Annotated in this window: 20 protein-coding genes; 12 read left to right on the top strand and 8 right to left on the bottom strand. The window is 70.6% G+C overall.

Translation table 11 applies throughout. The annotated features are described in order from the left end of the window. Window positions 1-17 precede the first annotated feature (17 nt). Window positions 18-2,441, bottom strand: a complete 2,424-nt coding sequence (locus EIL87_RS05855; RefSeq protein ID WP_125089140.1) for a glycoside hydrolase family 65 protein — start codon at window positions 2,439-2,441, stop codon at window positions 18-20. Next, window positions 2,438-2,878: a universal stress protein gene (locus EIL87_RS05850; protein ID WP_125089139.1), complete on the bottom strand. Its 441-nt coding sequence runs from the start codon at window positions 2,876-2,878 to the stop codon at window positions 2,438-2,440. The genes EIL87_RS05855 and EIL87_RS05850 overlap by 4 nt, the downstream gene beginning before the upstream one ends. A gap of 668 nt (window positions 2,879-3,546) precedes the next feature. Between EIL87_RS05850 and EIL87_RS05845 the strand changes: the two genes are divergently transcribed. The 8 genes from EIL87_RS05845 (at window position 3,547) to EIL87_RS05810 (ending at window position 14,101) form a co-directional block, all read left to right on the top strand. Then, window positions 3,547-5,019: a pyridoxal phosphate-dependent decarboxylase family protein gene (locus tag EIL87_RS05845; protein ID WP_407690515.1), complete on the top strand. Its 1,473-nt coding sequence runs from the start codon at window positions 3,547-3,549 to the stop codon at window positions 5,017-5,019. Then, entirely contained in the window at window positions 5,016-6,704 is a 1,689-nt protein-coding gene (locus EIL87_RS05840) for an IucA/IucC family protein (RefSeq protein ID WP_125089137.1), read from the top strand. The genes EIL87_RS05845 and EIL87_RS05840 overlap by 4 nt, the downstream gene beginning before the upstream one ends. Next, on the top strand, window positions 6,701-7,996 hold the full coding sequence (locus EIL87_RS05835; RefSeq protein ID WP_125089136.1) for a lysine N(6)-hydroxylase/L-ornithine N(5)-oxygenase family protein: 1,296 nt from the start codon (window positions 6,701-6,703) through the stop codon (window positions 7,994-7,996). The genes EIL87_RS05840 and EIL87_RS05835 overlap by 4 nt, the downstream gene beginning before the upstream one ends. After that, window positions 7,996-9,153, top strand: a complete 1,158-nt coding sequence (locus EIL87_RS05830; protein ID WP_125089135.1) for a hypothetical protein — start codon at window positions 7,996-7,998, stop codon at window positions 9,151-9,153. Before EIL87_RS05835 ends, EIL87_RS05830 begins: the two co-directional genes overlap by 1 nt. Then, the gene (locus tag EIL87_RS05825; RefSeq protein WP_125089134.1) at window positions 9,131-10,915 is read left to right on the top strand and encodes an IucA/IucC family protein; all 1,785 of its coding nucleotides are present in this window, start codon (window positions 9,131-9,133) and stop codon (window positions 10,913-10,915) included. The genes EIL87_RS05830 and EIL87_RS05825 overlap by 23 nt, the downstream gene beginning before the upstream one ends. A gap of 217 nt (window positions 10,916-11,132) precedes the next feature. Further along, window positions 11,133-11,627, top strand: coding sequence for a TspO/MBR family protein (locus EIL87_RS05820; protein WP_199740279.1), 495 nt, complete (start codon window positions 11,133-11,135; stop codon window positions 11,625-11,627). A gap of 81 nt (window positions 11,628-11,708) precedes the next feature. Next, a complete protein-coding gene (locus EIL87_RS05815; protein ID WP_125089133.1) occupies window positions 11,709-12,278 on the top strand; it encodes a DUF5872 domain-containing protein in 570 nt (189 codons plus the stop codon). A gap of 866 nt (window positions 12,279-13,144) precedes the next feature. Beyond that, a complete protein-coding gene (locus EIL87_RS05810; RefSeq protein WP_125089132.1) occupies window positions 13,145-14,101 on the top strand; it encodes a manganese catalase family protein in 957 nt (318 codons plus the stop codon). A gap of 98 nt (window positions 14,102-14,199) precedes the next feature. Here EIL87_RS05810 and EIL87_RS05805 read toward each other — a convergent pair whose 3' ends face one another. The 3 genes from EIL87_RS05805 to EIL87_RS05795 all read right to left on the bottom strand — a co-directional run bounded on the left by EIL87_RS05805 (window position 14,200) and on the right by EIL87_RS05795 (window position 16,205). Then, window positions 14,200-14,607, bottom strand: a complete 408-nt coding sequence (locus EIL87_RS05805) for an SRPBCC family protein (RefSeq protein ID WP_125089131.1) — start codon at window positions 14,605-14,607, stop codon at window positions 14,200-14,202. A 170-nt stretch (window positions 14,608-14,777) separates the two neighbouring features. Next, on the bottom strand, window positions 14,778-15,242 hold the full coding sequence (locus EIL87_RS05800; RefSeq protein WP_125089130.1) for an SRPBCC family protein: 465 nt from the start codon (window positions 15,240-15,242) through the stop codon (window positions 14,778-14,780). 126 nt (window positions 15,243-15,368) lie between these two features. Then, complete coding sequence (locus EIL87_RS05795) at window positions 15,369-16,205, bottom strand: ABC transporter permease (RefSeq protein WP_125089129.1); 837 nt, start codon at window positions 16,203-16,205, stop codon at window positions 15,369-15,371. 260 nt (window positions 16,206-16,465) lie between these two features. On the opposite strand from EIL87_RS05795, the gene EIL87_RS05790 reads away from it, so the two are divergent. Continuing rightward, window positions 16,466-18,043, top strand: coding sequence for a DUF2235 domain-containing protein (locus tag EIL87_RS05790; RefSeq protein ID WP_325049407.1), 1,578 nt, complete (start codon window positions 16,466-16,468; stop codon window positions 18,041-18,043). Window positions 18,044-18,137: 94 nt separating this feature from the next. On the opposite strand, the gene EIL87_RS05785 is transcribed toward EIL87_RS05790, so the two are convergent. Continuing rightward, window positions 18,138-20,039: an alkyl/aryl-sulfatase gene (locus tag EIL87_RS05785; RefSeq protein ID WP_125089127.1), complete on the bottom strand. Its 1,902-nt coding sequence runs from the start codon at window positions 20,037-20,039 to the stop codon at window positions 18,138-18,140. Between the two features lie 280 nt (window positions 20,040-20,319). Here EIL87_RS05785 and EIL87_RS05780 point away from each other — a divergent pair, with 280 nt between their 5' ends. Next, window positions 20,320-21,384 carry an AI-2E family transporter gene (locus EIL87_RS05780; RefSeq protein ID WP_125089126.1) on the top strand — a complete coding sequence of 355 codons (1,065 nt, stop codon included), beginning with the start codon at window positions 20,320-20,322 and terminating at the stop codon, window positions 21,382-21,384. 90 nt (window positions 21,385-21,474) lie between these two features. After that, on the top strand, window positions 21,475-21,963 hold the full coding sequence (locus tag EIL87_RS05775) for a DUF7144 family membrane protein (protein WP_125089125.1): 489 nt from the start codon (window positions 21,475-21,477) through the stop codon (window positions 21,961-21,963). 432 nt (window positions 21,964-22,395) lie between these two features. Here the strand turns inward: EIL87_RS05775 and phoU are convergent, their stop codons facing one another. After that, the gene (gene phoU, locus EIL87_RS05770; RefSeq protein ID WP_125089124.1) at window positions 22,396-23,040 is read right to left on the bottom strand and encodes a phosphate signaling complex protein PhoU; all 645 of its coding nucleotides are present in this window, start codon (window positions 23,038-23,040) and stop codon (window positions 22,396-22,398) included. A 624-nt stretch (window positions 23,041-23,664) separates the two neighbouring features. Between phoU and EIL87_RS05765 the strand changes: the two genes are divergently transcribed. Next, window positions 23,665-24,906 carry an MFS transporter gene (locus tag EIL87_RS05765; RefSeq protein WP_407690514.1) on the top strand — a complete coding sequence of 414 codons (1,242 nt, stop codon included), beginning with the start codon at window positions 23,665-23,667 and terminating at the stop codon, window positions 24,904-24,906. Window positions 24,907-24,918: 12 nt separating this feature from the next. Here the strand turns inward: EIL87_RS05765 and EIL87_RS05760 are convergent, their stop codons facing one another. Further along, window positions 24,919-25,344 (bottom strand): hypothetical protein, encoded by a 426-nt coding sequence (locus EIL87_RS05760; RefSeq protein WP_125089122.1) that lies wholly within the window; start codon window positions 25,342-25,344, stop codon window positions 24,919-24,921. Window positions 25,345-25,737 lie beyond the last annotated feature (393 nt).

Below are 25,737 nucleotides of genomic sequence, written 5' to 3'. Positions count from 1 at the left end.
CGCGGGAGAGGACCCGCTCACAGCGGTTCGTCGGTAGCTCCTCCCGCCGCGGTGGCGTCCATCGAGAACCGGGCGGTTTCGCCGGGCCTGAGGTGGGCGTGGTGCGGGCCGCAGACGCAGGTGATGGTCGGCGTTGGTGGTCCTGGGGCTGTGCGCACGGCGACCGTGCGCCCCGACACGCGGACGTCCAGGGGCACGCCGCGGTAGCGCAGCGTCAGGTCCAGCGGGCCGAGTCCGGTCGGCCACAGGGGGTTGAGGTGCAGGCCGTCGGGGCGGACCTCGATTCCGGTGAAGCAGCGTTGTACCAGGTCGAGCGTGCCGGTCATGGCTGCCAGGTGGACACCCTCGGCTGTCGTGCCGTGCTGGGTGTCGTGCAGGTCGCTGACGAGCGTGTCGTCGAAGAACTCCAGCGCGCGGGGCCGGTGGCCGCGCGCGAGGACCCATGCGTGCACCACGGCGCTGAGCGTCGAGCCGTGGCTGGTGCGTGCGAGGTAGTGCTCGACGTTGGCGGGTATGTCGGGCGTGGGGTAGCCGAGGCGTCCGAGGATTTCCTCGAGTTCTTCGGCGGTGAGCAGGTAGAAGAGCATGAGCACGTCGGCCTGCTTGCTGACCTGGTAGCGGTTGGGGTCGTCGCCCTCGGCCTCCAGGATGCGGTCGAGGCGCTGGATCGTGCCGTAGCGGCGGAGGTAGGACTCCCAGTCCAGCTCGGCGAGCTCGTGGTAGCCCTCGAACTGGCTGAGCAGGCCGGGTCCGTGGAAGGGGACGAACACCCGGTGCGCGAGTTGGTCCCACCGGTCCACCTCGTGGTGGCGCAGGTCCAGCTGGTCGACGAGTTCGCGCCGCCGCAGGGCGGGCAGTTCCCGCAGGACCTGGGTCGCCGTCGCGCACAGCCAGGCGGTCATGACGTTGGTGTAGGCGTTGTTGTCGATCCCCGGCTCGTCGCGGCCGGGGTAGGCGGTGTGGTACTCGTCCGGCCCGACGACGCCGCGGATCACGTAGCGGTCCGTGCCGCGGTCGTAGGTGGCCAGCGACGAGAAGAACCGCGCGATCTCGCAGATCAGTTCCGCGCCTTGGTCGCTGAGGTAGTCGTCGTCCCCGGTGGCCAGGTGGTGGTGGCGCGCGCTGTGGGCGACGGCGAGGCCCACGTGGCGCTGGAGGTAGGTGTGGTCGGGCAACCAGCGGCCCGAGCGCGGGTTGAGGTGCCAGGACTGGCTCTCCTCGCGCCCGTTGCTGCCGCTCTGCCACGGGAACATGGCTCCCGCCAGGCCCGCCTGCCGGGCGGCCCGGCGTGCGCGCGGCAGCCTCCGGTAGCGGTAGTTCAGCAGCGCGCGCGACAGCTGCGGCATTCGCAGGTCGAGCACGGGCAGCACGAACAGCTCGTCCCAGAAGACGTGTCCGCGGTAGGCCTCGCCGTGCAGCCCGCGCGCGGGCAGCCCCACGTCGAGGTCGGTGATGTTCGGGGCGGCGGTTTGCAGCAGGTGGAAGCGGTGCAGCAGTAGGCTCCGCCGGGCCGGTTCGTCCAGGCCGGTGGTGGTGGTGAAGTGGCGGTGCAGGCGGCCCCAGGCCACGGTCTGGCTGCGGCAGAGCTCGTCGAAACCGGGCGCGTCCCCCGCGCTGTCCACGGCTTCGGAGACGGGTTCGCTGCTCGCCGGGTCCCGCGAGGTGTGCAAGGAGGTGGTCTTCTCCACCCGGACCTGCGCGCCGGGGATGACGTCGGTGGTGAACGCGTGGTCCACGCGCTTCTCGCCGAGGTGGCTGGTCGGCACTTGCCGGTGCTCGCGGTCGACGAGGAGCCGGGTGCGCTGCGCGACGGCGATGCGCACGCGCGACTGGGAGGTCTGCGCGTCCAGCACGGCCACTTCCGGGCTCGCCTCGGCGACGTGGTGGTCGACGAGGTGGTGCGCCGCGAGCGCGCGGTAGCGGGCGACCCCGGTGTTGGCGACGTCGCCGTCGAGGCCGCTGCGCACCGTGAGGGTCCCTGACCAGTCCTCGACCTGCAGCGTCGTGTCGAGACAGGCGAGGTGCGCGTGGCCGAGGTGCACGAGGCGGTGCTGCACCAGGCGGGTGGTGCGCCCGTGCTGATCGCGGAAACGCAGTCGCCGCACCAGGACCCCGCGCAGGGGGTCCAGCTCCTGCTCGGCCTCGAGCAGCTCGACCTCCTGCAGGGTGAACCACGGTCCGTCGTCGACGCGGAAGGTCAGCGGCAGCCAGTTCGGTGCGTTGACGATCGATTCGTCCTCGAACCGGTGGCCGGCGACTTCGCTCGTGAGCCGGTTGAAGCATCCCGCGACGTAGGTCCCCGGGTAGTGCACGCCGTCCGCGGTGGACTCAGGCGCGGCACCACGCGTGGCGAAGTACCCGTTCCCCAAGGTGCACAACGCTTCTCGCCGCCCCTCATCGGCAGGGTCGAAGCCGGAGAACACGAGGCGTCCGGCGGTCATGAGATGTCGCCGCGGACGACGACGACCGGGCATCGGGCGTGCTGCACGACGTGCTGGCTCACCGATCCGAGCAGGGCTTCGGTGATGCCGCCGAGCCCGCGGTTGCCGACCGCGATCAGGTCGGCTTCGACCTCCTCGGCGAGGTCGAGCAAGGCGCGTGCGGGGTGCCCGTTGGCGACGTCCTTGCTGACCACGAGATCGGAGTTCGGATCGATGGTGTCGACGATCGCCTGGTGCAAGGCTTCGGCGGTGCGGCGCGCGATGTCGTCGCTCTCGGGCACCTGCCAGTTGTAGATCAGCGGGACTTCCCAGGCCATGAGGGTGGCCAGCTTCCCGCCGAGCTGTTCGGCGTGCCAGGCCGCCCAGCGCAGCGCGGTCTTCGACGCGGCTGAGCCGTCCACGCCGACCGCGATCGTGTACTGGTGTCGCGGGCGCATCACAACCTCCCCAAGGCGCAGGTAGCCGGGCACGCGCAGCGGTGCCCACCCTCGATGCTGGGCGCGTGCCGGAGGAGCCGCCACGGCCGAAAGTAACCACGTGGCGGCGAAGTTCGTGATCTCCCCAGCCCTCGTCCAGGTGGTGCCCGGGAGCCGGTCTCTCCGGGCGAGCACGGCGGCTCATCGGGCGCCCTGCGTCCGGGCGCGGTGCCGGTTCTTCACCGGGAGAAGTTGCTGCGCTGCAACCATCCGTGAGATCGCGAGCGGGTCCGATCGGGTGGCGTCGGCGCGGTGTCCGACAACGCACGAGTCGAACGCAGGTCCACAGTGGACAACACTCTCGACCCCGTGTGCGCAGGTGGACGGGAACGTTCCTGATGCGGCACATCGCCGATCGGTGTCTCCCCGTCCGTTGCGGGGTGAAGTAGGCCTCATCGTCCGGACTTGTGGATCTGCCCGGTTGGCCGATACGGTCGCGTCCCAGCAAGGCTAGGCAAACCTAACCAGCTCCTCCTGGTGGTGCGGCCCGGCCCCCACCAGGGCACATCCGTGCGGTCGTCGGCGGCGGACGGCGAGCGGTGCACCACTGCACCTGCTGCTCCGCTGCCGGATGGCGGCTGCCGTACTCCTGCGCGACGCGGCGGCGCGCGGCTCGACAACGAGGTGAAGTGGACTTGACGACCAGTATCCAGCTCGCGGGTGGGATCAGTGGACCGGAGAACCTGCGTCCGTTGCTCGCCACGGCGCTCGACGCCCTGGGGAAGGGGACCGTCGACCGAGGCGGGCCGCTGCCGACCGGTGGCGCCGACGCGGTCGGAGCCCTGTTCGCCGAGGACGTGCTGCCGTGGGAGGGCGACGGTGCGGAGACGGCTCTGGACGGCCTCGCGAAGGCCTTCGCCGAAGGTGCGGCCGACCCGGCCCACCCGTCGTGCGTCGCGCACCTGCACACACCGCCGCTGGCCATCGCGGTCGCCGCGGACCTCGTCGCCGGGGTGCTGAACTCCTCGTTGGACTCGTGGGACCAGGCTCCCTCCGGCACGCACGTGGAGTCGCAGGTCATCCACGCCCTCGCCGGCCTCGTGGGCTACGACCCCGAGGTGGCCTCCGGCGCCGTGACCTCAGGTGGCACGGAGTCCAACCTGACGGGCCTGCTGCTGGCGCGCGAGCACGCGCTGTCCCAGGCGGCCGGTGCGCACGGCGTGGAGTCGGGCATTCCTCCGGAGCTGCACGGCCGGCTGCGGATCCTGTGCTCGGAGGCCACGCACTTCTCGGTCGCGCGGAGCGCCGGTGTGCTCGGCCTGGGGGAGGAGGCCGTGGTCCAGGTCCCGCTGGGCAGCGACAACCGGATGGACCCGCAGGCGCTGCGGTCGACCCTGGCTGACCTGCGCTCCCGCGGGGACATCCCGGTCGCCGTGGTGGCCACCGCGGGCACCACCGACCTCGGTGTGATCGATCCTCTGCCGGAGATCGCGGAGATCGCCGCCGAGCACAGCACCTGGCTGCACGTCGACGCCGCCTACGGCGGCGGCGCGCTGTTCTCCGAGCGGCTGGCCCCGCTGCTGACCGGCGTCGACCGCGCCGACTCGGTGGCCCTCGACCTGCACAAGCTGGGGTGGCAGCCGGTCGCCGCCGGGATCCTGCTGGCACGGCGGGCCGCGGCCTTCGACCCGATCGAGCGGCGGGTGGCCTACCTCAACACCGCCGACGACGAGGCCGCGGGCTTCCAGAGCTTGCTCGGGCGCTCGCTGCGCACGACGCGCCGCCCGGACGCGTTCAAGATCGCCGTGACCTTCCGCGCGCTTGGCCGCCGCGGCATGGGCGAGCTGGTCGACCGGTGCCACGAGCAGGCCCGGAACGCGGCGGCGACGGTCCGGGAGCACCCGCGGCTCGAGCTGTACCAGGAGCCGGTGCTGACCACGGTCATCTTCCGATACCGGCCCGAAAGCGGGGACCCGGACGCGATCAACGCCGAGGTGCGCCGCACCTTGCTCCGCGGCGGTCGGGCAGTGGTGGGCCGCACTGAACTGGACGGCTCGGTGTGGCTGAAGCTCACGCTGCTCAACCCGAACACGACCGAACCCGAGATCAACGACCTGCTGGCGGAACTGGTCACCGCCGCTGTGGACGAGGAGACCCGATGAGCGCCACGACCGCATTCGACCCCGAGCGGATCGCCGAGTCGGCGACGGTCAACGCGTTGCTGCGGTGCTGGGTCCGCGAAACCGGTGCGCACGTCCCGGAACCAGGGCAGCTCCAGCTGCCGCTGAAGACCGCGGACACCACGATCTGCGCTGAGGTCCAGCACCGCTCCGCGACCGGGCACCACCGCTTCGGTGAGGTGAGCTTCCCCAGCGGTGCCGCGGTCAACGCCGTCACGCTCGCCTCGCTGATCGCCTCGGAGGCCGCCGGCGGCGGCGCGCCCGATCCTGCGGGCGTCGTCGACCTGGTCGGCCGAGTCGCCGACTCGCAGCACCGCACTGCGACGCACCTGCGCGAACGCCGTGCGAGCCCGGAGGCGGACGGCGCGGTCTCGTTCCTCGCCGCCGAGCAGGCGCTGGTCCTCGGGCACCCACTGCACCCGACGCCGAAGAGCCGCATCGGCTGGACCGACCGCGAAGCCGCCGCGTACTCGCCGGAGCTGCGCGGCAGCTTCCAGCTGCACTGGTTCGCCGCCGACCGCTCGGTCATCTCCGGGGAGGGTGGCGCGGAGGCGCTGCTCGCGGAGTTCGCCCCGGCCGTGCCGGACGGGATGGTGGCCGTTCCGGCGCACCCGTGGCAGGCGCGCGAGGTGCGCGAGCGCCCGGGAGTGCGGCAGCTGGTGGACGCGGGCTTGGTGCAGGACCTCGGCACGTCGGGGGCGCACTGGTACCCCACCGCCTCGATCCGGACGCTGTACCGGCCCGACGCGCCGGTCATGCTCAAGTTCTCGCTGGGCCTGCCGATCACCAACTCCAAGCGGGAGAACCTGCGCAAGGAACTGCTCCGCGGTGCCGAGATCGACCGGCTGCTCGAAGCCGGTCTGGGCGGTGAGATCGCTGCCGCGCACCCGAACTTCTCGGTCGTGCGCGATCCCGCGTGGCTCACCGTGGACCTGCCCGACGCACCCGGTGCGGAGAGCGGGCTGGAGGTCGTGCTGCGCGACAACCCGTTCGACCCCGACCAGCGCGTCGCGTGCGTCGCAGGGCTGGTCGCCGAACGTCCCGACGCAGGTCGATCGACTCTCGAAGCCGTGATCACCGACTTGGCCGAGCACAGCGGTGAACCCGTCGCGCAGGTCGCCGAGCAGTGGTGCGCCCGCTACTTCGACGAGCTGATCGCGCCGGTGCTGTGGTTGTACCGGGAGCACGGCCTCGGTCTCGAGGCGCACCAGCAGAACACCCTGATCAGCCTGGACGCCGAGGGCTGGCCGTGCGGCGGCTGGTACCGGGACAACCAGGGCTACTACATCTCCGAGGCCCGCGTCGCCGCTCTCGAGGAGTTCCTGCCGGGAGTCGGGGTGGCCGGTGACAACCGCGTCGCCGACGCCGTGATCGACGAACGGCTGGGCTACTACATCGGCATCAACAACCTGCTCGGCCTGGTCGGCGCGTTCGGATCGCAGGGCCTCGCCGACGAACGGCGGCTGCTGGCCCTGCTGGCCGAGCGGCTGCGCCCGTTCTCCGACCTCGCACTGGTCAGGACGCTCGTCGAGGAGAAGACCTTGCGCTGCAAGGCGAACCTGCTCACCCGGCTCGACGGGCTCGACGAACTGGTCGGCCCGCTGGAGACCCAGTCGGTCTACGTCGACCTCACCAACCCGTTCGCGGAAGGGGAGTCCACCGCATGAGCCGCGTGTACGACATGGTCGGCGTGGGCATCGGACCGTTCAACCTCTCGTTGGCGGCCCTGGCAGACCCGGTCGACGACCTCTCGGTCGCCTTCCTCGACGCCAAGCCCGAGTTCTCCTGGCACCACGGTCTGCTGATCGACGGAACCACCCTGCAGGTGCCGTTCCTCGCCGACCTGGTCACGCTGATCGACCCCACCAGCCGGTGGTCGTTCCTGTCCTACCTGCGCGAGCACGACCGGCTCTTCCCGTTCTACTTCGCGGAGAACTTCCACATCTCGCGCCGCGAGTACGACCACTACTGCCGGTGGGTCGCGGACTCGCTGCCGTCCTGCCGCTTCGGGCGGCAGGTGACCGCGGTGCGCTGGGACGCCGAGGGCGAGGTGTTCCACGTGGACGCCGAGGACGTCCACACCGCCCAGCGGGAGACCCTCACCGCCCGCAACGTGGTGCTCGGCGTGGGCACCGAACCGACCGTGCCGCAACCGGTGCGCGGTCTGCTGGGCAAGGAGGTCTTCCACGCCTCGGAGTACCTCGACCGGCAGGAATCGCTGCGCGGCGCCGAGGACGTCACGGTGATCGGCTCCGGGCAGTCCGGTGCCGAGGTGGCGCTGGACCTGCTGCGAGCCCAGGAGAGCGCCGGCTGGCGCGTCCGCTGGCTCACCCGGTCCCCGGCCTTCGCGCCCATGGAGTACTCCAAGCTCGGGCTGGAGCACTTCACGCCCGACTACACCCGGTACTTCCGCACGTTGCCGCAGGAGACCCGGGACCGGGTCGTGCCCGCGCAGTGGCAGCTGTACAAGGCCAGCAGTGCGACGACCCTCGCGGCGATCCACGAGGTGCTCTACGAACGCAGCATCGGGCGGGACGAGCTGGACGTCGAGCTCATGCCCAACGTGGCCGTGACCGGCGCGCAGCAGGTCGACGGCGGTGTCGAGCTGGCGTGCCGGCACACCGAGCAGGAACGCGACTTCGCCGTCCGGACCGACCGGGTCGTGCTGGCCACCGGGTACTCGCCGAACCGGCCGCAGTGCCTCGAGCCGCTGTCGGGCGTGATCGACTGGGACGCGCACGGCCGGTACCAGGTCGACGACGACTACCGCGTGGTGCTCGACCCGGCCGTCAGCGGTGACGTGTACGTGCAGAACGCCGAGATGCACAGCCACGGCGTCGGCGCACCGGACCTGGGCTTGGGCGCGCACCGCGCGGCCGTGATCCTCAACGCGGTGTCCGGGCGCCAGACGTACTCGCTGCCGCAACGCGGAGCGTTCACCACCTTCGGTGTCGTGTGATGCGCTCACGCCCGGTCCTCCTGGCGGCAGCGGGACTGCACATGGTCACCGAGACGGCGCTCGCGCCGTTCTACCCCGCGCTGTTCCGGACGGCGTTCGGTGTCCAGGACCTCGCTGCCACCGGGTACTTCATCGCCTTCACCCGCATCGCGGCGATCATCGCCGTGCCGCTGTGGGGACTGGCGACCCGCCGGTGGCGCGTCGAGCACCTGGTGCTCGTCGGGCAGTCGGCCGCGGTGGTGCTGACGGCGTGCTTGGCGCTGGCACCCAGCTACGCGGTCTTCACCGGCATCGGGGTCGCGCTGGTGGCGGCCAAGGCGGTCGTGCTGCTGGCGCACCCCAAGACCGCCCGCACCCACCCGGACGGGCTGCTACCGGGGGTGCGGCAGTACGTCGCCGTGCTGCAGACCGCGGTGATCGCCGCGTCCGCGATCGGGACGTGGATCGTCAGCTCACCCGACCCGAGGCAGGCCTTGCCGCTGCTCGCGGTGGTCGAGGCCGGACTGCTGGTGGTCTGCGTGATCGCGTTGCGCACCCCCGTGGCGGAGTCGGCGGCACCGCCACCACCGCCGGGTGTCGACGTGCCGCGTCGGGCCCTGCTGCCGCTGGCGGTGCTCGTGCTCGGGTTCGCCCTCGCGGGTGCCGTGGTCCGCCCGTACTTCACCGAGCACGTCACCGCGGTCGGGCAGTCCGAGCTGGTCGCCGCGCTGCTGTTCGTCGCCGCGCACATCGCCGCCCTGGCGGCGGTGTGGCGGGTGCGCACGGCGTCCCCCGGACTGGTGGTCCCGTTCGTCCTCGCCGCCGCCGGCCTGGCGCTGCAGGCGGCCGTCACCGATCCGTCGCTGCTCGCGCTGGGACGGCTCGTGTTCGGCACGGGCCTGGGGCTCGGCCAGGTCGCCCTGGACTTCCGGGTCCTCATCGCAGCGCGTGGCTCGGGAGCCTCCTACGGCATGGTGGCCGCCGCCCAGCACACCGGTCTGCTGACCGCTCCGCTGATCGCGATGTCAGCCACCGCGCACGACCTGGCCGCACCGCTGGTCATCGGTGCGGGGCTGTTCGCAGTCCTCGCGATCATCACGAAACCCGTGCTCACGACCGCACGACCTTCCCGCCCTCGCTCCACGGAGGTGTCCGTTGTCCCTGTCCGTACCCCCTGAACTCACCGCGGAGAACTGGCGGCGCGCCGACCGCGAGATGCTCGCCAAGTCGCTGGCCGAGCTGTCCTACGAGCTGATGCTGGAACCGGTGGAGGTCGAGGAGGGCCGGTACCGCCTCGACCTGCCCGACGACGTCTCCTACACCTTCGCCGCCCGGCGCGGATCGTTCGGCCACTGGACGGTGGACGCCGAGTCGATCGTGCGCAGCCGCGCCGGCGAGGAGCGGCCCGCGCACGACACCCTGCAGTTCCTGCTGGACGCGCACTCGACGCTGGGCATCAGCGGCGACACCGCCGGCCACCTCGCCCGCGAGCTCACCGCGACCCTCGCCGCCGACGCCAAGCTGCTGGGCTCGCAGGCGGCCACCGCGAGCGAACTCGCCGACCTGAACTACGTCGACCTCGAAGGTCACCAGACCGGGCACCCGTGGATCGTGCCGAACAAGGGCCGGATCGGGTTCTCGGCCTCCGACGCCGCCCGCTACGCCCCGGAGTCCCGGCAGGACCTGCGCCTGCCCTGGATCGCCGTGCACAGCGAGCTCGCCCAGTACCGCGGCGTCGCGGACCTGCCTGACGAGAAGCTGATCGCCCACGAGCTGGACGAGGCGACCCGCCAGCGCTTCACCCAGCAGCTCGCGGAACGCGGGCTCAACCCGGACGACTACGTGTGGATGCCCGTGCACCCCTGGCAGTGGGACGAGGTCGTGCTGCCCGTGTTCACCCCGGACATCGCCGCCCAGCGGATCGTCGTGCTCGGTGACGGCCCGGACCTCTACCGGGCGCAGCAGTCGATCCGCACCTTCGCCAACCTCGACGCCCCGCAGCGGCACCACGTCAAGGTCCCGCTGTCGATCCTCAACACGCTGGTCTGGCGGGGTCTGCCGACCGAACGCACGGTCGCCGCTCCGGCCCTGACCTCCTGGGTGCTCGACCTGGCCGAGAAGGACACCTTCCTGCGCGACGAAGCGCGCGTGGCGCTGCTCGGCGAGGTCGCCTCGGTGACGGTCGAACACCCCGTCCTCGAGGAGATCCCCGAGGTCCCGTACCAGTACCGGGAGCTGCTGGGCGCGATCTGGCGGCAACCGATCAGCAGCAAGCTCGACGACGGCGAACGCGCCCGGACCCTGGCCTCCCTGCTGCACGTGGACCCCGACGGGCGCGCGTTCATCAGCGAACTGGTGGAACGGTCCGGTGTGGACGCCGAAACCTGGCTGCGCGAGCTGTTCGGCTCGCTCCTCCCGCCGCTGCTGCACTTCCTGTACCAGTACGGCCTGGTGTTCTCCCCGCACGGTGAGAACGCGATCGTCGTGTTCGACGGGAACGACGTGCCGACCCGGCTGGCCGTGAAGGACTTCGTCGACGACGTCAACGTCGCCGACGCGCCGCTCCCGGAGCTGGACTCGATGCCGCAGGAGGTCTCCGACATCCTGCTGCGCGAAGAGCCCCAGTTCCTGTGCCAGTTCATCCAGAGCGGTCTGTTCGTCGGGCACTTCCGCTACCTCGCCCCGCTGGTCGAGGAGCACCTGTCGATCCCGGAGAGCCGGTTCTGGACCTTGGTGCGGGAGGAAGTCCTCGCCTACCAAGCCGAGCACCCGGAGCTCGAGAGCCGCTTCACGATGTTCGACCTGCTGACCCCCGAGATCGAGCGGCTGTGCCTCAACCGGAACAGGCTGCTGCTCGACGCCTACCGCGATCGTCCCGAGCGCCCGCACGCCGCGGTGCACGGCACGATCCCGAACCCCCTGCACGACCCGGACGCCTGACGCCGCGGCGCCAGGACACCGCCGCAGCCCGCACGCGCGGGCTGCGGCGGTTCCGTGCAGGTGAGCGGCTGTCCCGCCCGTGTGGTGCCGAGCCGCACCGCCCTCCCGGTCCGCGCGCACGAGGTTCCCCTCGAAATCCCGGGTAGCGTGAAGTTGACGGGGGTCCACGCGTTCCCCGGCGACCGGTGGGGTGGAAGGGGCTGCTGTGACGAGTGGTGTGGACGCACGACCGCCGGCCAGGCGGGGCGTGGTCAGCGCGGTGGTGTTCGTGCTCGTGGTGGCGGCGGTCGCCGTCGCCGGCTCGATCGCGGGGAGCTCCTCCGGAGACCAGTACGCCAGCATCGTCCGACCAGCGTGGGCCCCGCCGCCGTGGTTGTTCGGCCCGGTGTGGACGGTGCTCTACGCGGCGATCGCCGTCGCGGGGTGGCGCGTCTACTGGATCGCCGGAGCCGGATCGCTGCGGGCGGTGCGACCGGAGATGCTCGTCTACGCCATCGGGCTGGTCCTGAACGCCCTGTGGACGCCGCTCTTCTTCGCGGCGCAAGCCAGGACCGCCGCTCTGGTCGACATCGTGCTGCTGGACCTGGTGATCGTCGCGACCCTCGTCCTCTTCATGCGGCGTGACCGCATCGCAGGCTTCCTGTTCGTCCCGTACTTCCTCTGGACCGCCTTCGCGACGGCGCTCAACCTGTCCATCGTCCTCCTCAACTGATCAAACCCGCGCGATCGGTGCCCAGGTCGGATGTGTCAGCCGCGGAGTGTGCTGCCCTCCCACGTCCGGGTACTCGTGGGCATGGCGAAGAGCAAGAAGGACTACGAGCGCGACTACACCGACCCGACGTTGCGGGAGCGGTTGAAGGAAGAGATCAAGGCCTCCGACAAGGGCGGCGCGGCCGGGCAGTGGTCGGCCCGCAAGAGCCAGCTCCTCGTGCAGGAGTACGAGAAGCAGGGGGGCGGCTACCGGTTCCCGGAACAGCGGTCCGGGGAGCAGCGGAGCCTCGAGGAGTGGACCGAGCAGGACTGGCGAACCGACTCGGGATCCGCGCAAGCCCGGCACGACGGCGAGACCGAGCGCTACCTGCCCAAGAGCGCCTGGGAGGAGATGTCGCCGAGCGAGCGGCGCGAAGCCAAGCAGACCAAGCGCGCCGGATCGCGCCAGGGCAAGCAGCACACGGCGAACCCGCCGGCGGCCAAGAACGCGCGCAAGGCCGCCGAGCTCGACTCGCTCTCTGCCAAGGAGGCGGTCAAACGGGCTCGCGACATGTCCCCGCGCCAAGCGCAGGCGGCCTTGCGCCACGAGCGCGACCACAAGGCCCGCAAGACGGTCCTGCGCCAGCTGGACAAGGCGGCCCACCAGGAGTGACCGGCTGCCTCCGCGGCAGCGGTCGAACGCTGAGCGGAGAACAGCAGCGCCTCCTGCCACCCACGCGGCTGGATGACCCAGCCGTTCCTGCGAACGTGCCTGGGTGAGCCCCTCGAAACCCGCGTGCGCACCCGCAACGCAGGTCCCACGGCGCCGCCACGTTCGCCCCGGTGGGCTGGTCTTGCCCGTCCACCGGTCTCCACCGCACGTACCCGGCGCCACCTCCGGATCCGATGAGCCCGCACCGAACGCCGATGTCAAGTGCGGCACCGAGATCGGGCTGGACGCTCACTTCTGGCTCTGCGAAATCGTGCTCCCTGTTGCAGCCTTGAGTCCTGGTCGCCTTGCTGCCTGGAGCGTCACGGCAGTCGCTGTGCCGTGGGTGGCCAGCGTGGAACCGGGGGTCCCGAAGGTCGGCGCGCCCTGCGTGCTGGTCTGAAGTGGACTTCGAAGACTGCTGGAGGGCAGGTGGTGTCAGAGCAGATCACCACCCAGGAGCTGAGGTCGGACGGACCGGACGCAGTTCCGGTCGGCCAAGCCGGAACGGTCGCGGGTCGCCGCGTCCGACGACGGTCGACCGGAGGGGTCTGCTTCCCCCACTCCGCAGGGCTTGCACGTCACCTCAGCTGAGCAGTCGTGCTGGAAGCCACGGAGGAGAACGCCCATCGCTCACCGGGTCTTGGCCGATGTGCTCCGTGGTGGAACGCAGCGGCTCGGAACCCGGGCCGGGTCGCCCGTCCACGGCGGCGAGCGGTGGCTTCGCGTCCTCTGATCGGCGATGTCGAAACCGCTACTGAACGACCGAGCGCAACGGTGGCCGACGCGATGTCGGGTGCGCGTCCACGTGATGGTGAGGGAGCGAAACCATGTTCTTCCACGTACAACGGATGATCAACGAGATCGTGCCGGACGAGCCCGATCCCGGCGCGGCCAACGCGCTGCAGGAAGGCCTGGGCGGCCAGTTCGGCGAAATGCGCACGATGATGCAGTACCTGTTCCAGAGCTTCAACTTCCGCGGGAAGCCCGCGAAGCCCTACCGGGACCTGCTGCACGGCATCGGGACCGAGGAGATCAGCCACGTCGAGCTGATCGCCACCACGATCGCGCGCCTCACCGACGGGTCGCCGGAATACCAGGGCTCGCCGACCGATCTCGACGAACCCGCCGCCGGCGGGGCGACTCCGTTGTCGAACGCCCTGAACCAGGGCAACATCCACCACTTCCTCGTCGGTGCCCAGGGCGCCCTGCCGGTGGACGCCGTCGCGAACCCCTGGATGGGCTCGTACGTGTACAACAGCGGCAACCTGGTGCTGGACCTGCTGTACAACCTGATGCTCGAGTCGACGGGCCGGCTGCAGAAGTGCCGGATCTACGAGATGAGCTCGAACAAGACGCTCCGGTCCACAGTGGCCTACCTGATCGTCCGCGACCAGGCGCACGAGAACGCCTACGCCAAGGCCCTCGAAACCCTCGGGGTCAACTGGGGCAAGGTCCTGCCGATCCCCAAGACCAGGGCCGAGCGGTACCCGGAGGTCAAGACCCTGCTCGAGCAGGGGCTGGAGACCAAGCAGTACACCTTCAGCCTCGACAACCTCTCCGAAGCCGGCAAGATCTTCCAGGGCACGTCCCCCTCGGGCGATCCCCACGACCTGGTCACCGCGCAAGCACCGGAGGGCGTGCCGATCGACATCGCCGAGCCACGGCCCGAGGAGTTCGCGCCCGGCCTGGACCCGGCGCTGCTGGAGCAGATCCAAGCCGTCGCTGAACGAGAGCTCGCCGAAGCCGACGAGCCCTGGCGCTACGGACCGACGCAGCAGCAGTAGCGCGGACGGAAGGCATGGCCCGGCGGAGTGCTCCGTCGGGCCACCTCCCATCCGCACGTGCGCGCCTCGTGGGGGTGTGTGCTCGGACGTCCGGCGGCTCAGCCCGCGGGCTGCGTGCTCCGGCCCTCGACGAGGCGCTTGATGTTGGCCAGGGTTTGTTCCAGCCCGGCCCGGATGCCGGGCCCGTCCGCGCGTTCGGTGCGCAGCGACACCGTGACCTTCGCCTGCCCGTCGCCCGCGTGGTTCACCTGCAGTTCGCCGTGGTAGTCGTTCGGCCCCTCCGAACTCCACCGCATGGACCGGGCCTGCGGATCGGTCTGCAACCACGCGCGGCCTTCCCGGCGCTGTCCTTCGACTTCGGCGACCACGCGGACTTCGTCCTGCCCGGTCTTCTCGGCCGACGTCATCGCGTCGAAGTACTCGGGCAGGTTGCCGGCGTCGGCGAGGAAGTTGAACAACGCGTCGGCATCGCAACGCAACGTGGTGCTGTGCTCGTAGTGTCCCATGGGGTTCTTCTACCGCTCAGCTTCACGGCCCGCAGCGCGGAATCCAGCAGTGGGTGGTCGAACCCGACGGCGGCTGCCCAGCACTCCTGGCTGTCCCAGGAGTGCTGGGCAATCGGATCCTGCTCCCGCTGTCCGCGTCGGTGCCGTCGACCGCGGCCCAGGAGTCCACCTCAGCGCGCCGAGGTCGACTCCGGGTTCTCCATCAGCTCCTTGAACTTGTCGAGCGCGCGCTCGACCTTCTGCTGCGGGTCGGCGAAGAGCGTGGCCACCGCCTCGGCCACCGCGCCGCCGGGGGCGTCGTACTGCAGGCTGACCTCCACCCCGGTCGAGTCGCCGTGGTCGTCGAAGCGGACGGCTCCGGCGGTGGCCACGGTGTTGGACTTCTCGGTGCCCTGCTCAACCGACTTCCAGGCCACCTTGCGGCCGGGCTCGTCCTCGACGATCCGCGCGTCCCACTCGACGTTCTTGCCGGCGGGACCGGAGACCACCCAATGAGTCTTGTCGGCTTCGCCGCTGCGCGGCTCCACCTTCTGCACGTCGGGGAAGATCTGCGGCATGTGGGTCAGCGGCCGCCACCAGTCGTAGCACCGCTGAGCAGGAGCCTGGATCTCCAAGTAATGCGCCACTGAACCCATCGGGACCTCTTTCCGTTGCCTCGCTTGCAGTGCCCCAGAACTACCCACCTGGCCCTGGACCCACACGTCGGCCCCTCCGGCGGTGTCGCTGGTCAGTTCGGAGTCCGAACGGCAGCGCGCCGGCTCTCACCCACGTCGCCGCAGCACCAGGCGGACGCTCGCGGCTCGGGGCGCTCCGGCGACGGCCGGGGAAGGAGGGCGTCCCGGGGCCGTGCCGGTCAACCGGCCCCAAGCCACGACGTACAACGTCACCAGGATCGCGACAGCTTCGACCGCGAGAAGACCGATGAGCACGAACAGCTGCACGATCCCCGCCTCGACCGGGCTGGCGCCACCCAGCAGCATGCCGACGAAGGCACCGGGCAACGTCACCGTGCCCACCGTCCGCGTCTGGTCGAGCGCGGGAACCAGCGCGGTGCCGGCCACCGGCTGGGCGATCTCCCACCTGGCCTGGCTGTCCGACAAGCCCAACGACAGCGCTGCCTCCACCTCGCCGTGGCGCTGGTGCAGTTCGTCCAGCACTCGGCGACCAGCGAGCGTCGTCGCAGTCAACGCCCCCCCGATCAACTGTCCTACCAGCGGGATCAGGACCAGACCACCCGTCGGGACGGCACCGGTGCCCACCACGACCACCACGACCGGCACAACGCCCATCGCGATCGGCAGGCCGACCCACCACCACGTGCGGTTGCCGGTGATCCGCCGTCCCGCAGTCCGGGCCGCGATGCCGAACATCAGGACCAGGAAGGCCAGGACCAGCGCGGCGGAGTCGACGATGTGGGCGATGACCAACGAGACGACCAGGAGTTGCAAAGCTCCACGCGCTCCGGCGCTCAGCACCTGCCACCACCGAGCCACTCCACCGAGCCCGACGACACCTGCTGTGACCAGCAGCAACACGGTGATGACTCCCGCCAGGACTGGCGTGACCGGCACTGCGGCCGACTCCGAGCTGAACGGCATGGCTCACCCTACTTCCCGCGTTCCGGGGATGATCCAGCGCGACTGGCTGATGGCGAGGCTGCGCCGAGTTCCGGGTAGGCCCAGCGGCAGCGAGGTGATCAACACGCGACCATGATCGAGTTCGTGGTCGAAGGGGGTTCGCCCGGTACGGCTCCAGGTGCCTGGAAGCTCCGCCAGACCGTTCGCGGGACCAAAGGCCGTACAGCGGGCCGGGCATCGCCACCAGCCTCGGGAGTAGTGGACTTCACTCGGGGGCGGTCGTGAAGCATCTCATCGTGTGCTGTGACGGTACCTGGAACTCCCCGCAGGACGAGACGAACGTGTGTCGTTTTCACAGTGCTGTGGCTGATCAGAACGCCGACGGCGCGCAGAAGAAGTGCTACGTGTCCGGAATCGGCACGACCGGTTTCCTCCCCGCCGACCTCGTCGGCGGGGCGGTGGGGCTCGGGCTGGGCACGAAGATGGTCGAGGCCTACGACTTCGTGGCCCGGAACTACCAGCACGAGGACGCCGACGGCCGTCCGGACCAGATCAGCTTGGTGGGGTTCAGCCGCGGCGCCTACCTCGCGCGGAACTTGGCGGGGCTGCTGACGAGCTACGGGATCGAACCCCTCGAGCCCGGCACCGACGAAGCCAACCGCACGCTCGCTGAGAACGTCTACTCCGCGTACCACCGCCACACCGACAGCTCCAGGGTGTGGCGGCGCTGGTTCCACCGCAGGTTCGCGCATCCGGTCTCGGTCCACTTCCTGGGCGTGTGGGACACGGTGGGATCCCTGGGCGTTCCAGCGGAGTTCGGCATCCTCGACACGCTCGACGCCAACAAGTACCGCTTCTACGACACGCGCCTCAACGATCGCGTCCGGCACGCTCGTCATGCCGTCGCGCTCGATGAGCGACGTGGGCCGTTCGCCCCCACGCTGTGGACCTTCCGGGCAGACGTGCGCGGTTCGACCTTCCGGCAGGTCTGGTTCCCCGGGAACCACGGCAGCGTCGGAGGTTCCAGCCGCCAGCGTGCGACCGGGCCCGGCACCGGTCACCTGTCCGACGTCACGTTGCAGTGGATGCTCGATCAGGCCGGCGAACACGGCATCGCGTTCGACCAGGTGCAGCTCGACCCGGCCCCCGACGGCGGGTTCACGGAGAACCTCAGGAGCTTCTACCGCTTCGTCAACCCGCACCCGCGCGCGGTTCCGCGGCTCGCCGCGGACGGGAACGACGCCACCCGAGGCGAGGTCCACGCGTCCGCGGTCCACCGCATCGAGGTCGTCGAGGGCTACCGGCCGCAGACCGCGCTCATCGGAGACCCGGCCCAAGCAGAGGTTCCGGTGGCGGCCGGCGAACCGTGGAACGACACCGGGATCTGGCTCACCCCAGGTGCGTACCGGTTGTCCGCACGAGGCGAATGGTCCGGCAGCGGCGTGCGATCCGGTCCTTCGGGAACGCGAACGGGAGGGGCGCGCCTCCCCGCGCTCCTCCGCGGAGGTGTCCGGGCGTTGGAGGTGCTCGAAACCGGAATTCGCGCTGCCACGGGGAACGACCAGGCGCGGGTGTTCGGCACGAGACGTGTGTGCACCGACGACAACGGTGACGCGATCGCTTGGATGTGCTTGGTCGGCGTGATCGCCGACGGCGAGCTGGACGCGCGCACAGAACTCCCGCAGCCGCACACGACCTTCAGGATCGGTGACGGCGTCCAGGAGTTCGAGGTCTTCCGCCCGGGCTACCTCTACGCGTTCGCCAACGACGCCTGGGGCTCCTACTCCAACAACGTCGGAAGCGTCCAGCTCGCCGTTCGCAGGCTCCACCACCGCACGCCTCCAGTCGGCCGAGCCTGATCTCAGCGGCGAAGCCGCGAGAGCTGGAGGGCGAACTCACAAGACCGCCGCGGAGGGTGCCGGAGGTCGCGGAGGGCGGGTCGACCCGTGGTCCTCAGGGCGTGACGATGGTGAAGTTCGGGTCGGGGTCCTCGAGGTACGAGAACAGGTCGGCGATGCGCCCCGGGTCTCCGGTGATCTCCGCCCGCCCTCGTTCCGCGAGCGCAGCGGGTGTCGTGCTGCCGAGCAGGAGGCTGCGGAGGTCCGCTTCGTCGAGGTCGATCTCCACGTCAGGGTCACCGGCAGCCGCCCCGGTCCCGACGACGTGGGTGAGCACCCCGTTGTGCAGGCGCTGGGTGTGCCGCTGCCCGTCCCGGAGGTTCCAGCGGAGGGTGATGTCGGCGTCCCAGCTCCGCGGCCCGTCGACGCGGATCGCGAGGGCGTCGAAGAGCTGGTCCAGCGTCAAGGCGTTGATGACGTCCGGCGAGGCGGTCACTGTGGGAGTGCCGACCGGGCCGTTCCGGAGTTCGTGGGCACCCGTGAGGTAGAAGTTGCGCCACGTCCCGTTCTCGCACCCGTAGCCGAGCTGTTCCAGGGCGGCGGCCTGGAGGGAGCGGGCGGCTTCGTGGTCGGGCTGGGCGAACAGGACGTGGTTGACCACTTGCACGACCCAGCGGAAGTCGCCTTCTGCGAACGACTCGTGCGCGCGTCGCACCACTTCGTCCGCGCCGCCCATGAAGTCCAGGTAGCGCCGGGCGGATTCGGTCGGTGGGTGTTCCCAGAGGTGGGCGGGGTTGCCGTCGAACCACCCCAAGTACTTCTGGTAGATGGCCTTGGTGTTGTGGCTGACCGAGCCGTAGTAGCCGTGGGTGTGCCAGGCGCGCTCGAGGTTCGGGGGCATCTCGAAGTGCTCGGCGATCTCCAGGGGTGTGGCACCGCGGTTGAGCATGCGGAGCGTTTGGTCGTGCAAGTAGGCGTAGAGGTCGCGCTGCTCGGTGAGGAACGTGATGACGTCGTCGCGACCCCACACCGGCCAGTGGTGGGACGCGAAGACGACGTCGGTGCTGTCGGCGAACAGTGTGACGGCTTCGGTCAGGTAACCGGCCCACGCTCGAGGGTCCCGCACCTCGGCACCGCGCAGGGTGAGCAGGTTGTGCAGCGTGTGCGTCGCGTTCTCGGCCATGCACAACGCGGCGTGGTCCGAGAAGTGGATGTTGAGTTCCGCAGGCGCTTCGGTCCCGGGAGTGAGCTGGAAGTCCATCCGGATGCCATCGATGGTCTCGGACTGGCCCGAGGCGGTGATGTCGTGCGTGGGTGGGATCAAGCCGACCTGACCGGTCGAGGTCGTCGGCCCGAGCCCGGCGCCGATCTGACCTCGAGGGTTCCTCGAGAGCGCCGCGCCGTACATGTAGGCGGCCCGACGGGCCATGGCTGTTCCGGCGTAGATGTTCTCGCTCGCGGCGTGCGCGAGGAAACCTGCGGGGGCGAGGACCGGCACACCGGCCGCGAGGTCGGCCTCGCTGATCACCCCGCGCACGCCCCCGAAGTGGTCGACGTGGCTGTGGGTGTAGAGCACGCCGGTCACCGGTCGGTCCCCGCGGTGCTCGCGGTACAGCGCGAGCGCTGCTCGGGCGGTCTCGGCCGACACGAGCGGGTCGATGACCAGGATTCCGCGCGAGCCTTCCACGACGGTCATGTTGGACAAGTCGAAACCGCGGACCTGGTAGATGCCCTCCACGACTTCGAACAGCCCGTGCCGGGAGCTCAACCGGGCCTGCCGCCACAGGCTCGGGTTGGCGGTCTCCGGGCATTCCTGCGCGAGGAAGTCGTAGGCGCGCAGGTCCCACACGACGGAACCGTCCGCGTCGCGGATCACCGGGTCCGGGGCGGTGCCCAGGTAACCCCGGTGGACGTCGTCGAGGTCACGCGTGTCGTCGAAGGGGGATCGCCCCCGCACCGCAGCGTTGTGGTCGACGATCTCCGGCCGTGCCGGGCGCGGGTCGTGGCTCTCGGCCATCGTGCCTCCTCCTCGAGCACCCCATCGGGTGCTGTGACCGGGGGACATCGTCACCGGCTGGGATGCCGAACGCCACCGGAGGGCGCGTGACGCGCGGCGGGGTGACCATGGGCTCGGGCAACACTGGTGAGGAGGGTCTGGGTGCGACGCGGATTCCGCGCGGTACCCGCTCGGGGTGATCCGGAAGCACCGAACGCTGTGACGAGCGGAGTCGCGGCCGGCACGGGAGCGGCGAACCCCTCGCCGGTCAGGTCGCGAGGTGGGAAGGGCGGCGCACGTGGTGAGCAACCCGCCGGGCGGGCGTGAGCGCGGTTCCCTCCCGCTCACGCGTCATGCGCAGATCGCGGTCGTCTACCTTGCGGTCGGAACGTTCGCGGTCCTGGCCTACACCGTCCGCGACATGCTCGTCCTGGTGTTCCTGGGGTTCTTCTTCGCACTCGGCGTCGAACCGGCCATCAACTGGCTGCAGCGCTACCAGGTCCGACGGGGTCTGGCGCTGGTCGGCGTCCTCGCGGTGGTCCTGCTCCTCGTCGGAGCGCTCGTTCCGCTCGTCCTCGTCCCGGCGATCGGTCAACTCCGGGACTTCATCAGCCGTGTCCCTGACCTCCTGGCGGGGTTGGGGGCGAACCTCGGGAATCCCGACGAGCTGCGCACCCACCTGCAGGACCCTGGTCTGCAGGAGAAGGTCGAAGAGGCGGTGAGCCGAGCCGCCTCCTTCGCCGGGCAAGCCCTCACCGCCGGCTTCGCCGCCTTGGGCACCGTGTTCGGCGGTGTGTTCGCCGTGTGCACCACCGGCGCGCTCCTGGTCTACTTCTCGCTGGCGATGCCTCGCATCCACGCCGCGGTCGACCGGGTGGAAGCGACGGGCGCGGGTCGTGCCGACGCGCTGCGCGCGGCGATGAGCAGGGTGGGCGGGTACGTCACGGGACAAGCAGTGGTGTCGTTGTGCGCCGGCGTCGTCTCCTACGTGTTCTTCCTGATCGCCGGTGTGCCTCACCCGGCGCTGCTGGCCGTGGTGGTCGCGCTGCTGGACACGGTTCCGCAGATCGGGGCGACGCTGGCGTCGCTGGCAGGCACGGTGGTCGCGTTGAGCCAGAGCGTGACCCTCGCGGTCGTGACGTTGGTGTTCTTCATCGTGTACCAGGCCTTCGAGAACTACCTGCTCACGCCACGCGTGTTCGCCAAGGCGGTCGAGCTCAGCCCGCTCGGTGCCTTCGTCGCGATCCTCCTCGGAGGTGCGTTGGCCGGCGTGCTCGGCGCCATGCTCGCCCTGCCGGTGACGGCTGCGCTGAAAGTCCTCTACCGCCACGCGAGGACCGAGATCGCTGCGGGGGAGAGCGGGTGACACGTCGGTACCGCTGTTCGTACTGCACCACGACCTGTTCCCCGTGATGCTGGTCTGGGACGACACTTCGGTGGAAGGGGGGCGGGGAAGATGTCCGATCCGAGGACGGGAGAGCCGGGCACCTCCGGTGCCGCGGAGGAGGCAGAACGGCACCGGGCTCCTGAGCAGGGGAGCGCGTGGGCCGTCTCGCACGCCCGGTCGCGCACTCGCTCATCGCACTGGCTGGCCTTCGGTGGTTGGGTGCTCACCCTGGCCGGAGCCTTCAACGTCATCGCGGGCCTCGCCGCGCTGGTGCGCCCGGACTACTACGTCGTGGGCTCGGGCGAGCTGCTGGTGTTCGACTACGACGTGTGGGGCTGGGTGTGGCTCGCCGTCGGCGTGCTCCAGGTGCTCACGGGCGTCGGCTGCTTGAGCGGCCAGCGGTGGGCGCGCATCGCCGGGGTCGGTCTGGCCGGGCTGGCCGCCATCGGTCACGCGACCTTCCTCGCCGCGTTCCCGCTCTGGGAGCTCATGCTGATCGCGCTGTCGGTGCTGGTGATGTACGCCCTCGTGGTACCGGACGAGGACGCCACTGCCTGACATCGCCGGCGTCCGGACGGCACGGGACCTGCGCCAGCCGTGGGGTTTCGCGACCCGACACTCCAGCGCGCCTTGGGCTCACGCGGCGAGGACCCTCGCGACGACTCCGGCCGGTTGCCTTCACGAGGTGCGCGGCAGGTCCGCGGAAAGCTGCGGGGGAGTCCCGATCGGGATTCCCCCGCAGCGCACGGTCCACCCGAACGGTGGGTGCTCAGCGCAGACCCCGCTTCGCACGAGGCCCCCGCAGCAAGCCCGTGGGTGCTGCCCGGGGCGCCGCCACGCCTGCTCGGCGGAAGACCGAGCGCGCCCCTCGTTCGACGTCGACTTGCGCGGGACCTCGTGGGGCTCACAGAGCTCGGCGAAGCCCTCGACGAGGAAGCCCACCCACGAGGAGTGGTCACACGACGAGGGGAAATGCTGCGCAGTCGTGCGTCACTCGGGGAGAGTGCCGGTGGTGGCGAACTCGAGGCGCCGGGTGACTGACACGGCCTGGTCGGCGAAGCGCTCGTAGTAGCGGGTCAGCAAGGCGACGTTGATCGCGGCGGTCACGCCGTGCGGCCAGTCCTCGCTTCGCACTGCCGTGCCCAGGCGAGTGCACAGGGCGTCGACGGAGTCGTCCGTGTCGTTCATCGCCGCGAAGCTCGCGGGGTCGGAGCCGCGGATCACGTCCTGGAGGCGGTCGGTCATGGTCACCGTCAGCTCGCCGAGCGAGCGCACGGTGTCGGTGAACTCGTCCGGGACGGCCGGCTCCGGGTGGCTGTGGCGGACGAGGTTGGCCACGTGGGCGGCGAGGTCGCCCATGCGTTCGACCTTCACCCCGCAGTACAGGACGGCGAGGATGGTGCGCAGGTCGCCGGCAACGGGCGATTGCAGCGCCAGCAGTCGCTGAGCGTCGGCCTCGCACTCGTTGCGCGCAGCATCGAGTTCGTCGTCGGCACTGATGACCTGCTCGGCCAGTCCCGTGTCGCTCGTGATCACTGCCTGAGTGGCCAGCCGCATGGCCTCGGACGCCTGCCCGGCCATCGCGGCCAGTTGCTCACCGAGTGCTGCCAGCTCGCCGTGGAACGCTTCTCGCATCAGATCAACCCTAATCGCACGAACCGGACGCCGCGTGCGGGGAGGGCGCCCACCGCCCGATCACGGAGAACGTCCCAGGGCAGCAGCGCCTGGGAGGACGTACCTGGCGAAGGCTGCGCGGCAAGCGCCTCGCCGCGGCCGCAGCGGGCGTCCTGCCCTGGTCGTAGACCTCCGCCGGACCGGCCGAGGAGGCGTTGGCGAGGGTGCTGCGGTGGGTCCGCTCGGCATGTTGTCACTGGTGACGAGGCTGACCAGTCGCCGGATCTCCCGAGGAGGGCGTGATCTCTCCCGGACCCCGGCACGATCTGTCCTGGCAACCGGGCCCGTACAACCCGGTGCCGCAGACGCTGACCGCGCTGGCGTTGTTGATCGATCCGACCGTGCACCCCCGCGGGACCGTCTACCCTCGTGGGCCGAGGAGCTGGCGCGTCCGGAACCGGGGGTGGTCGTGGTCGGGAAGAGCAACGGGCGCGCGCGGACGCTTCTGCCGATGACCGGGCACGCGCAGGTCCGCAGCGCGGTCGCCGCCGCCGAGCCGGAGGAGCTCGGGCGGGCTTCTGGACAGGAGCGAGACCGACCAGGCAGATCGCTCCGCGCAGGCGCCGCCGGCTGCGCCCGAAGCCGTTGAGCGCTGACCGCGTGCGCTCCGAGCCGCGGACGACCGCCGCCGCACCGCCTGTCGACGCCGCGCGGCGGCGTCGCGCCCTCATCGCGCTCTGCATCACCGAGATCACCAGCTGGGGCGCGCTGTACTACGCGTTCCCGGTGCTGGCGCCGGCGATCACGCGCGACACCGGCTGGTCGCTGCCCGCCGTGACCTGGGCGTTCTCGGCCAGCCAGATCGTCTCCGCCGTGACCGGCATCGGGGTTGGGCGGTGGCTGGACCGCCGCGGTCCCCGTGCGGTGATGACCGCGGGCTCGGTGCTGGCCGTGCCCGCGGTGCTCGGGATCGCGCACGCCACGAGCTACGGGTGGTTCCTGCTGGCGTGGTCGGTCGCGGGTGTGGCGATGGCGGCGACGTTCTACCCGCCCGCCTTCGCCGCGCTGACCCGCTGGTACGGGCCGGACCGCGTGCGCGCGTTGACCGCGTTGACGCTGGTGGCGGGCCTGGCCAGCACGGTGTTCGCGCCGCTGACCGCCGCGTTGGACGACCACCTCGACTGGCGCGGCACGTACGTGGTCCTGGCGGTCGTGGTCGGGGTCGTCACGATCCCCCTGCACGCCGGGCTGCGGCTGCCGTGGCCCCACGTGGCCCACGACGAGCACTCCGCGGCCCACGGGCACTCGGGAGAGGTCGCGCGCAGCCGACCGTTCCTCGCGCTGCTCGCGACGATGGCCCTCGGCGGGTTCGGGGTGTACGCGGTGGTGATCAACCAGGTCCCGCTGCTGACCGAACGCGGCTTCGACACCCACCTGGCGGCCTGGGCGCTCGGCCTCGGCGGCGTCGGGCAAGTCCTGGGCCGCCTGGGTTACGCACCGCTGCAACGACACACCGGCCCCCGCGGCCGCACGGTCGTCATCCTGCTGGCCTGCGCGGTGACCACCCTCGTGCTGGCGGTGGTCCCGGGGCCATCAGCGCTGGTGGTCGTCGCGGCGATGCTCGTGGGCATGGGCAGAGGAGTGTTCACCCTCCTGCAAGCCACCGCGGTCAGCGACAGGTGGGGCATGGCCGCCTACGGGAGGCTGAGCGGCCTGCTCTCGGCCCCGCTGATGATCGCCATCGCCCTCGCCCCGTGGGGCGGCTCAGCGATCGCAGCAGCCCTGGGCGGCTTCCCAGCCCTGTTCCTCGTCCTGGCCACCATGACCGGGGCAAGCGCACTGCTCGCCTTGGCCACCCGTCCCGCCGCCCCACGGGGCCGTTCCTGAACTGGTCAGCGATCACGGGCGGGGGAGCACGGCTTCGACCTCGGCAATGGCATCCAGGTCGTCGGCGTCGTGGGTGCCGAAGACCGTTTCCGCTTCCGCGACCGTGAGAGCGGCTCCCCTGGGCTTCGAGCGGTAGTGGTCACCGGTGAAGTGGACGTCGTGCATGCCCAGGGGGGAGCTGCCCAGTGCCGTGACGTCGCGGGTGCCGTGGCGGTCTTCCAGCCGCTTGAACTTCCAGAGGGTGCTGCGGTCGCGGAACTCGACCCCCGCCACCGAAACGACTGCCGTGTTCCCCTGGTCGTCGCCGACGGTGAAGAGGATCCTGTCCAGCGATGTGCACGGGCGGCGGACCAGGAACTCGTGAACTTCTCCGAAGGAGTGCGCCACGCAGTCGATGGCGGAGACCTTCTCGGACTGCGGCAAACGGCGCAGTCCCACCTTCCGCCAAGCCTCGTCGGCTCTGCCCTTGCGAACCGACCGCTTGGCCTCGGCCTCGCGTGCCTTGCGGTTCCGCGACGAGGCGCTTCGCGCAAGCGAACCGGCGGATTGACTCACCGCAGCTTCGCCTGCCGTGGACCCTGCGGTGACTGCTGACCCCGCGCCCACGGCACCGCCCTCTGACGCCAGTGCGACGGCGAGCGTGCCGGCCACGACCACGCTGCCAGCGGCGCTCTTCCGCAGGGCCGGGTCCGAACCTCCGCCTGCACCACCGATCCGGCGGTCCTGCACACGTCCTCCTCTGCGCGCCACGACTTACCGACAGCGGCCGAGTGTGAAACGGAAGATGATCTTCACGCGGTTCGGATCACATTGCTCAGTTCGTGTCACTGC

It is taken from the genome of Saccharopolyspora rhizosphaerae (genome assembly GCF_003931915.1).
Lineage (GTDB): Bacteria > Actinomycetota > Actinomycetes > Mycobacteriales > Pseudonocardiaceae > Saccharopolyspora > Saccharopolyspora rhizosphaerae.
This window is presented reverse-complemented; position numbering and strand designations above follow the sequence as displayed.

Coding starts and splice junctions, on each gene's coding strand:
- EIL87_RS05855 (WP_125089140.1), bottom strand. CDS start 2,441: ATGACCGCCGGACGCCTCGTGTTCTCCGGCTTCGACCCTGCCGATGAG.
- EIL87_RS05850 (WP_125089139.1), bottom strand. CDS start 2,878: ATGCGCCCGCGACACCAGTACACGATCGCGGTCGGCGTGGACGGCTCA.
- EIL87_RS05840 (WP_125089137.1), top strand. CDS start 5,016: ATGAGCGCCACGACCGCATTCGACCCCGAGCGGATCGCCGAGTCGGCG.
- EIL87_RS05835 (WP_125089136.1), top strand. CDS start 6,701: ATGAGCCGCGTGTACGACATGGTCGGCGTGGGCATCGGACCGTTCAAC.
- EIL87_RS05830 (WP_125089135.1), top strand. CDS start 7,996: ATGCGCTCACGCCCGGTCCTCCTGGCGGCAGCGGGACTGCACATGGTC.
- EIL87_RS05815 (WP_125089133.1), top strand. CDS start 11,709: ATGGCGAAGAGCAAGAAGGACTACGAGCGCGACTACACCGACCCGACG.
- EIL87_RS05810 (WP_125089132.1), top strand. CDS start 13,145: ATGTTCTTCCACGTACAACGGATGATCAACGAGATCGTGCCGGACGAG.
- EIL87_RS05805 (WP_125089131.1), bottom strand. CDS start 14,607: ATGGGACACTACGAGCACAGCACCACGTTGCGTTGCGATGCCGACGCG.
- EIL87_RS05800 (WP_125089130.1), bottom strand. CDS start 15,242: ATGGGTTCAGTGGCGCATTACTTGGAGATCCAGGCTCCTGCTCAGCGG.
- EIL87_RS05795 (WP_125089129.1), bottom strand. CDS start 16,205: ATGCCGTTCAGCTCGGAGTCGGCCGCAGTGCCGGTCACGCCAGTCCTG.
- EIL87_RS05785 (WP_125089127.1), bottom strand. CDS start 20,039: ATGGCCGAGAGCCACGACCCGCGCCCGGCACGGCCGGAGATCGTCGAC.
- EIL87_RS05775 (WP_125089125.1), top strand. CDS start 21,475: ATGTCCGATCCGAGGACGGGAGAGCCGGGCACCTCCGGTGCCGCGGAG.
- phoU (WP_125089124.1), bottom strand. CDS start 23,040: ATGCGAGAAGCGTTCCACGGCGAGCTGGCAGCACTCGGTGAGCAACTG.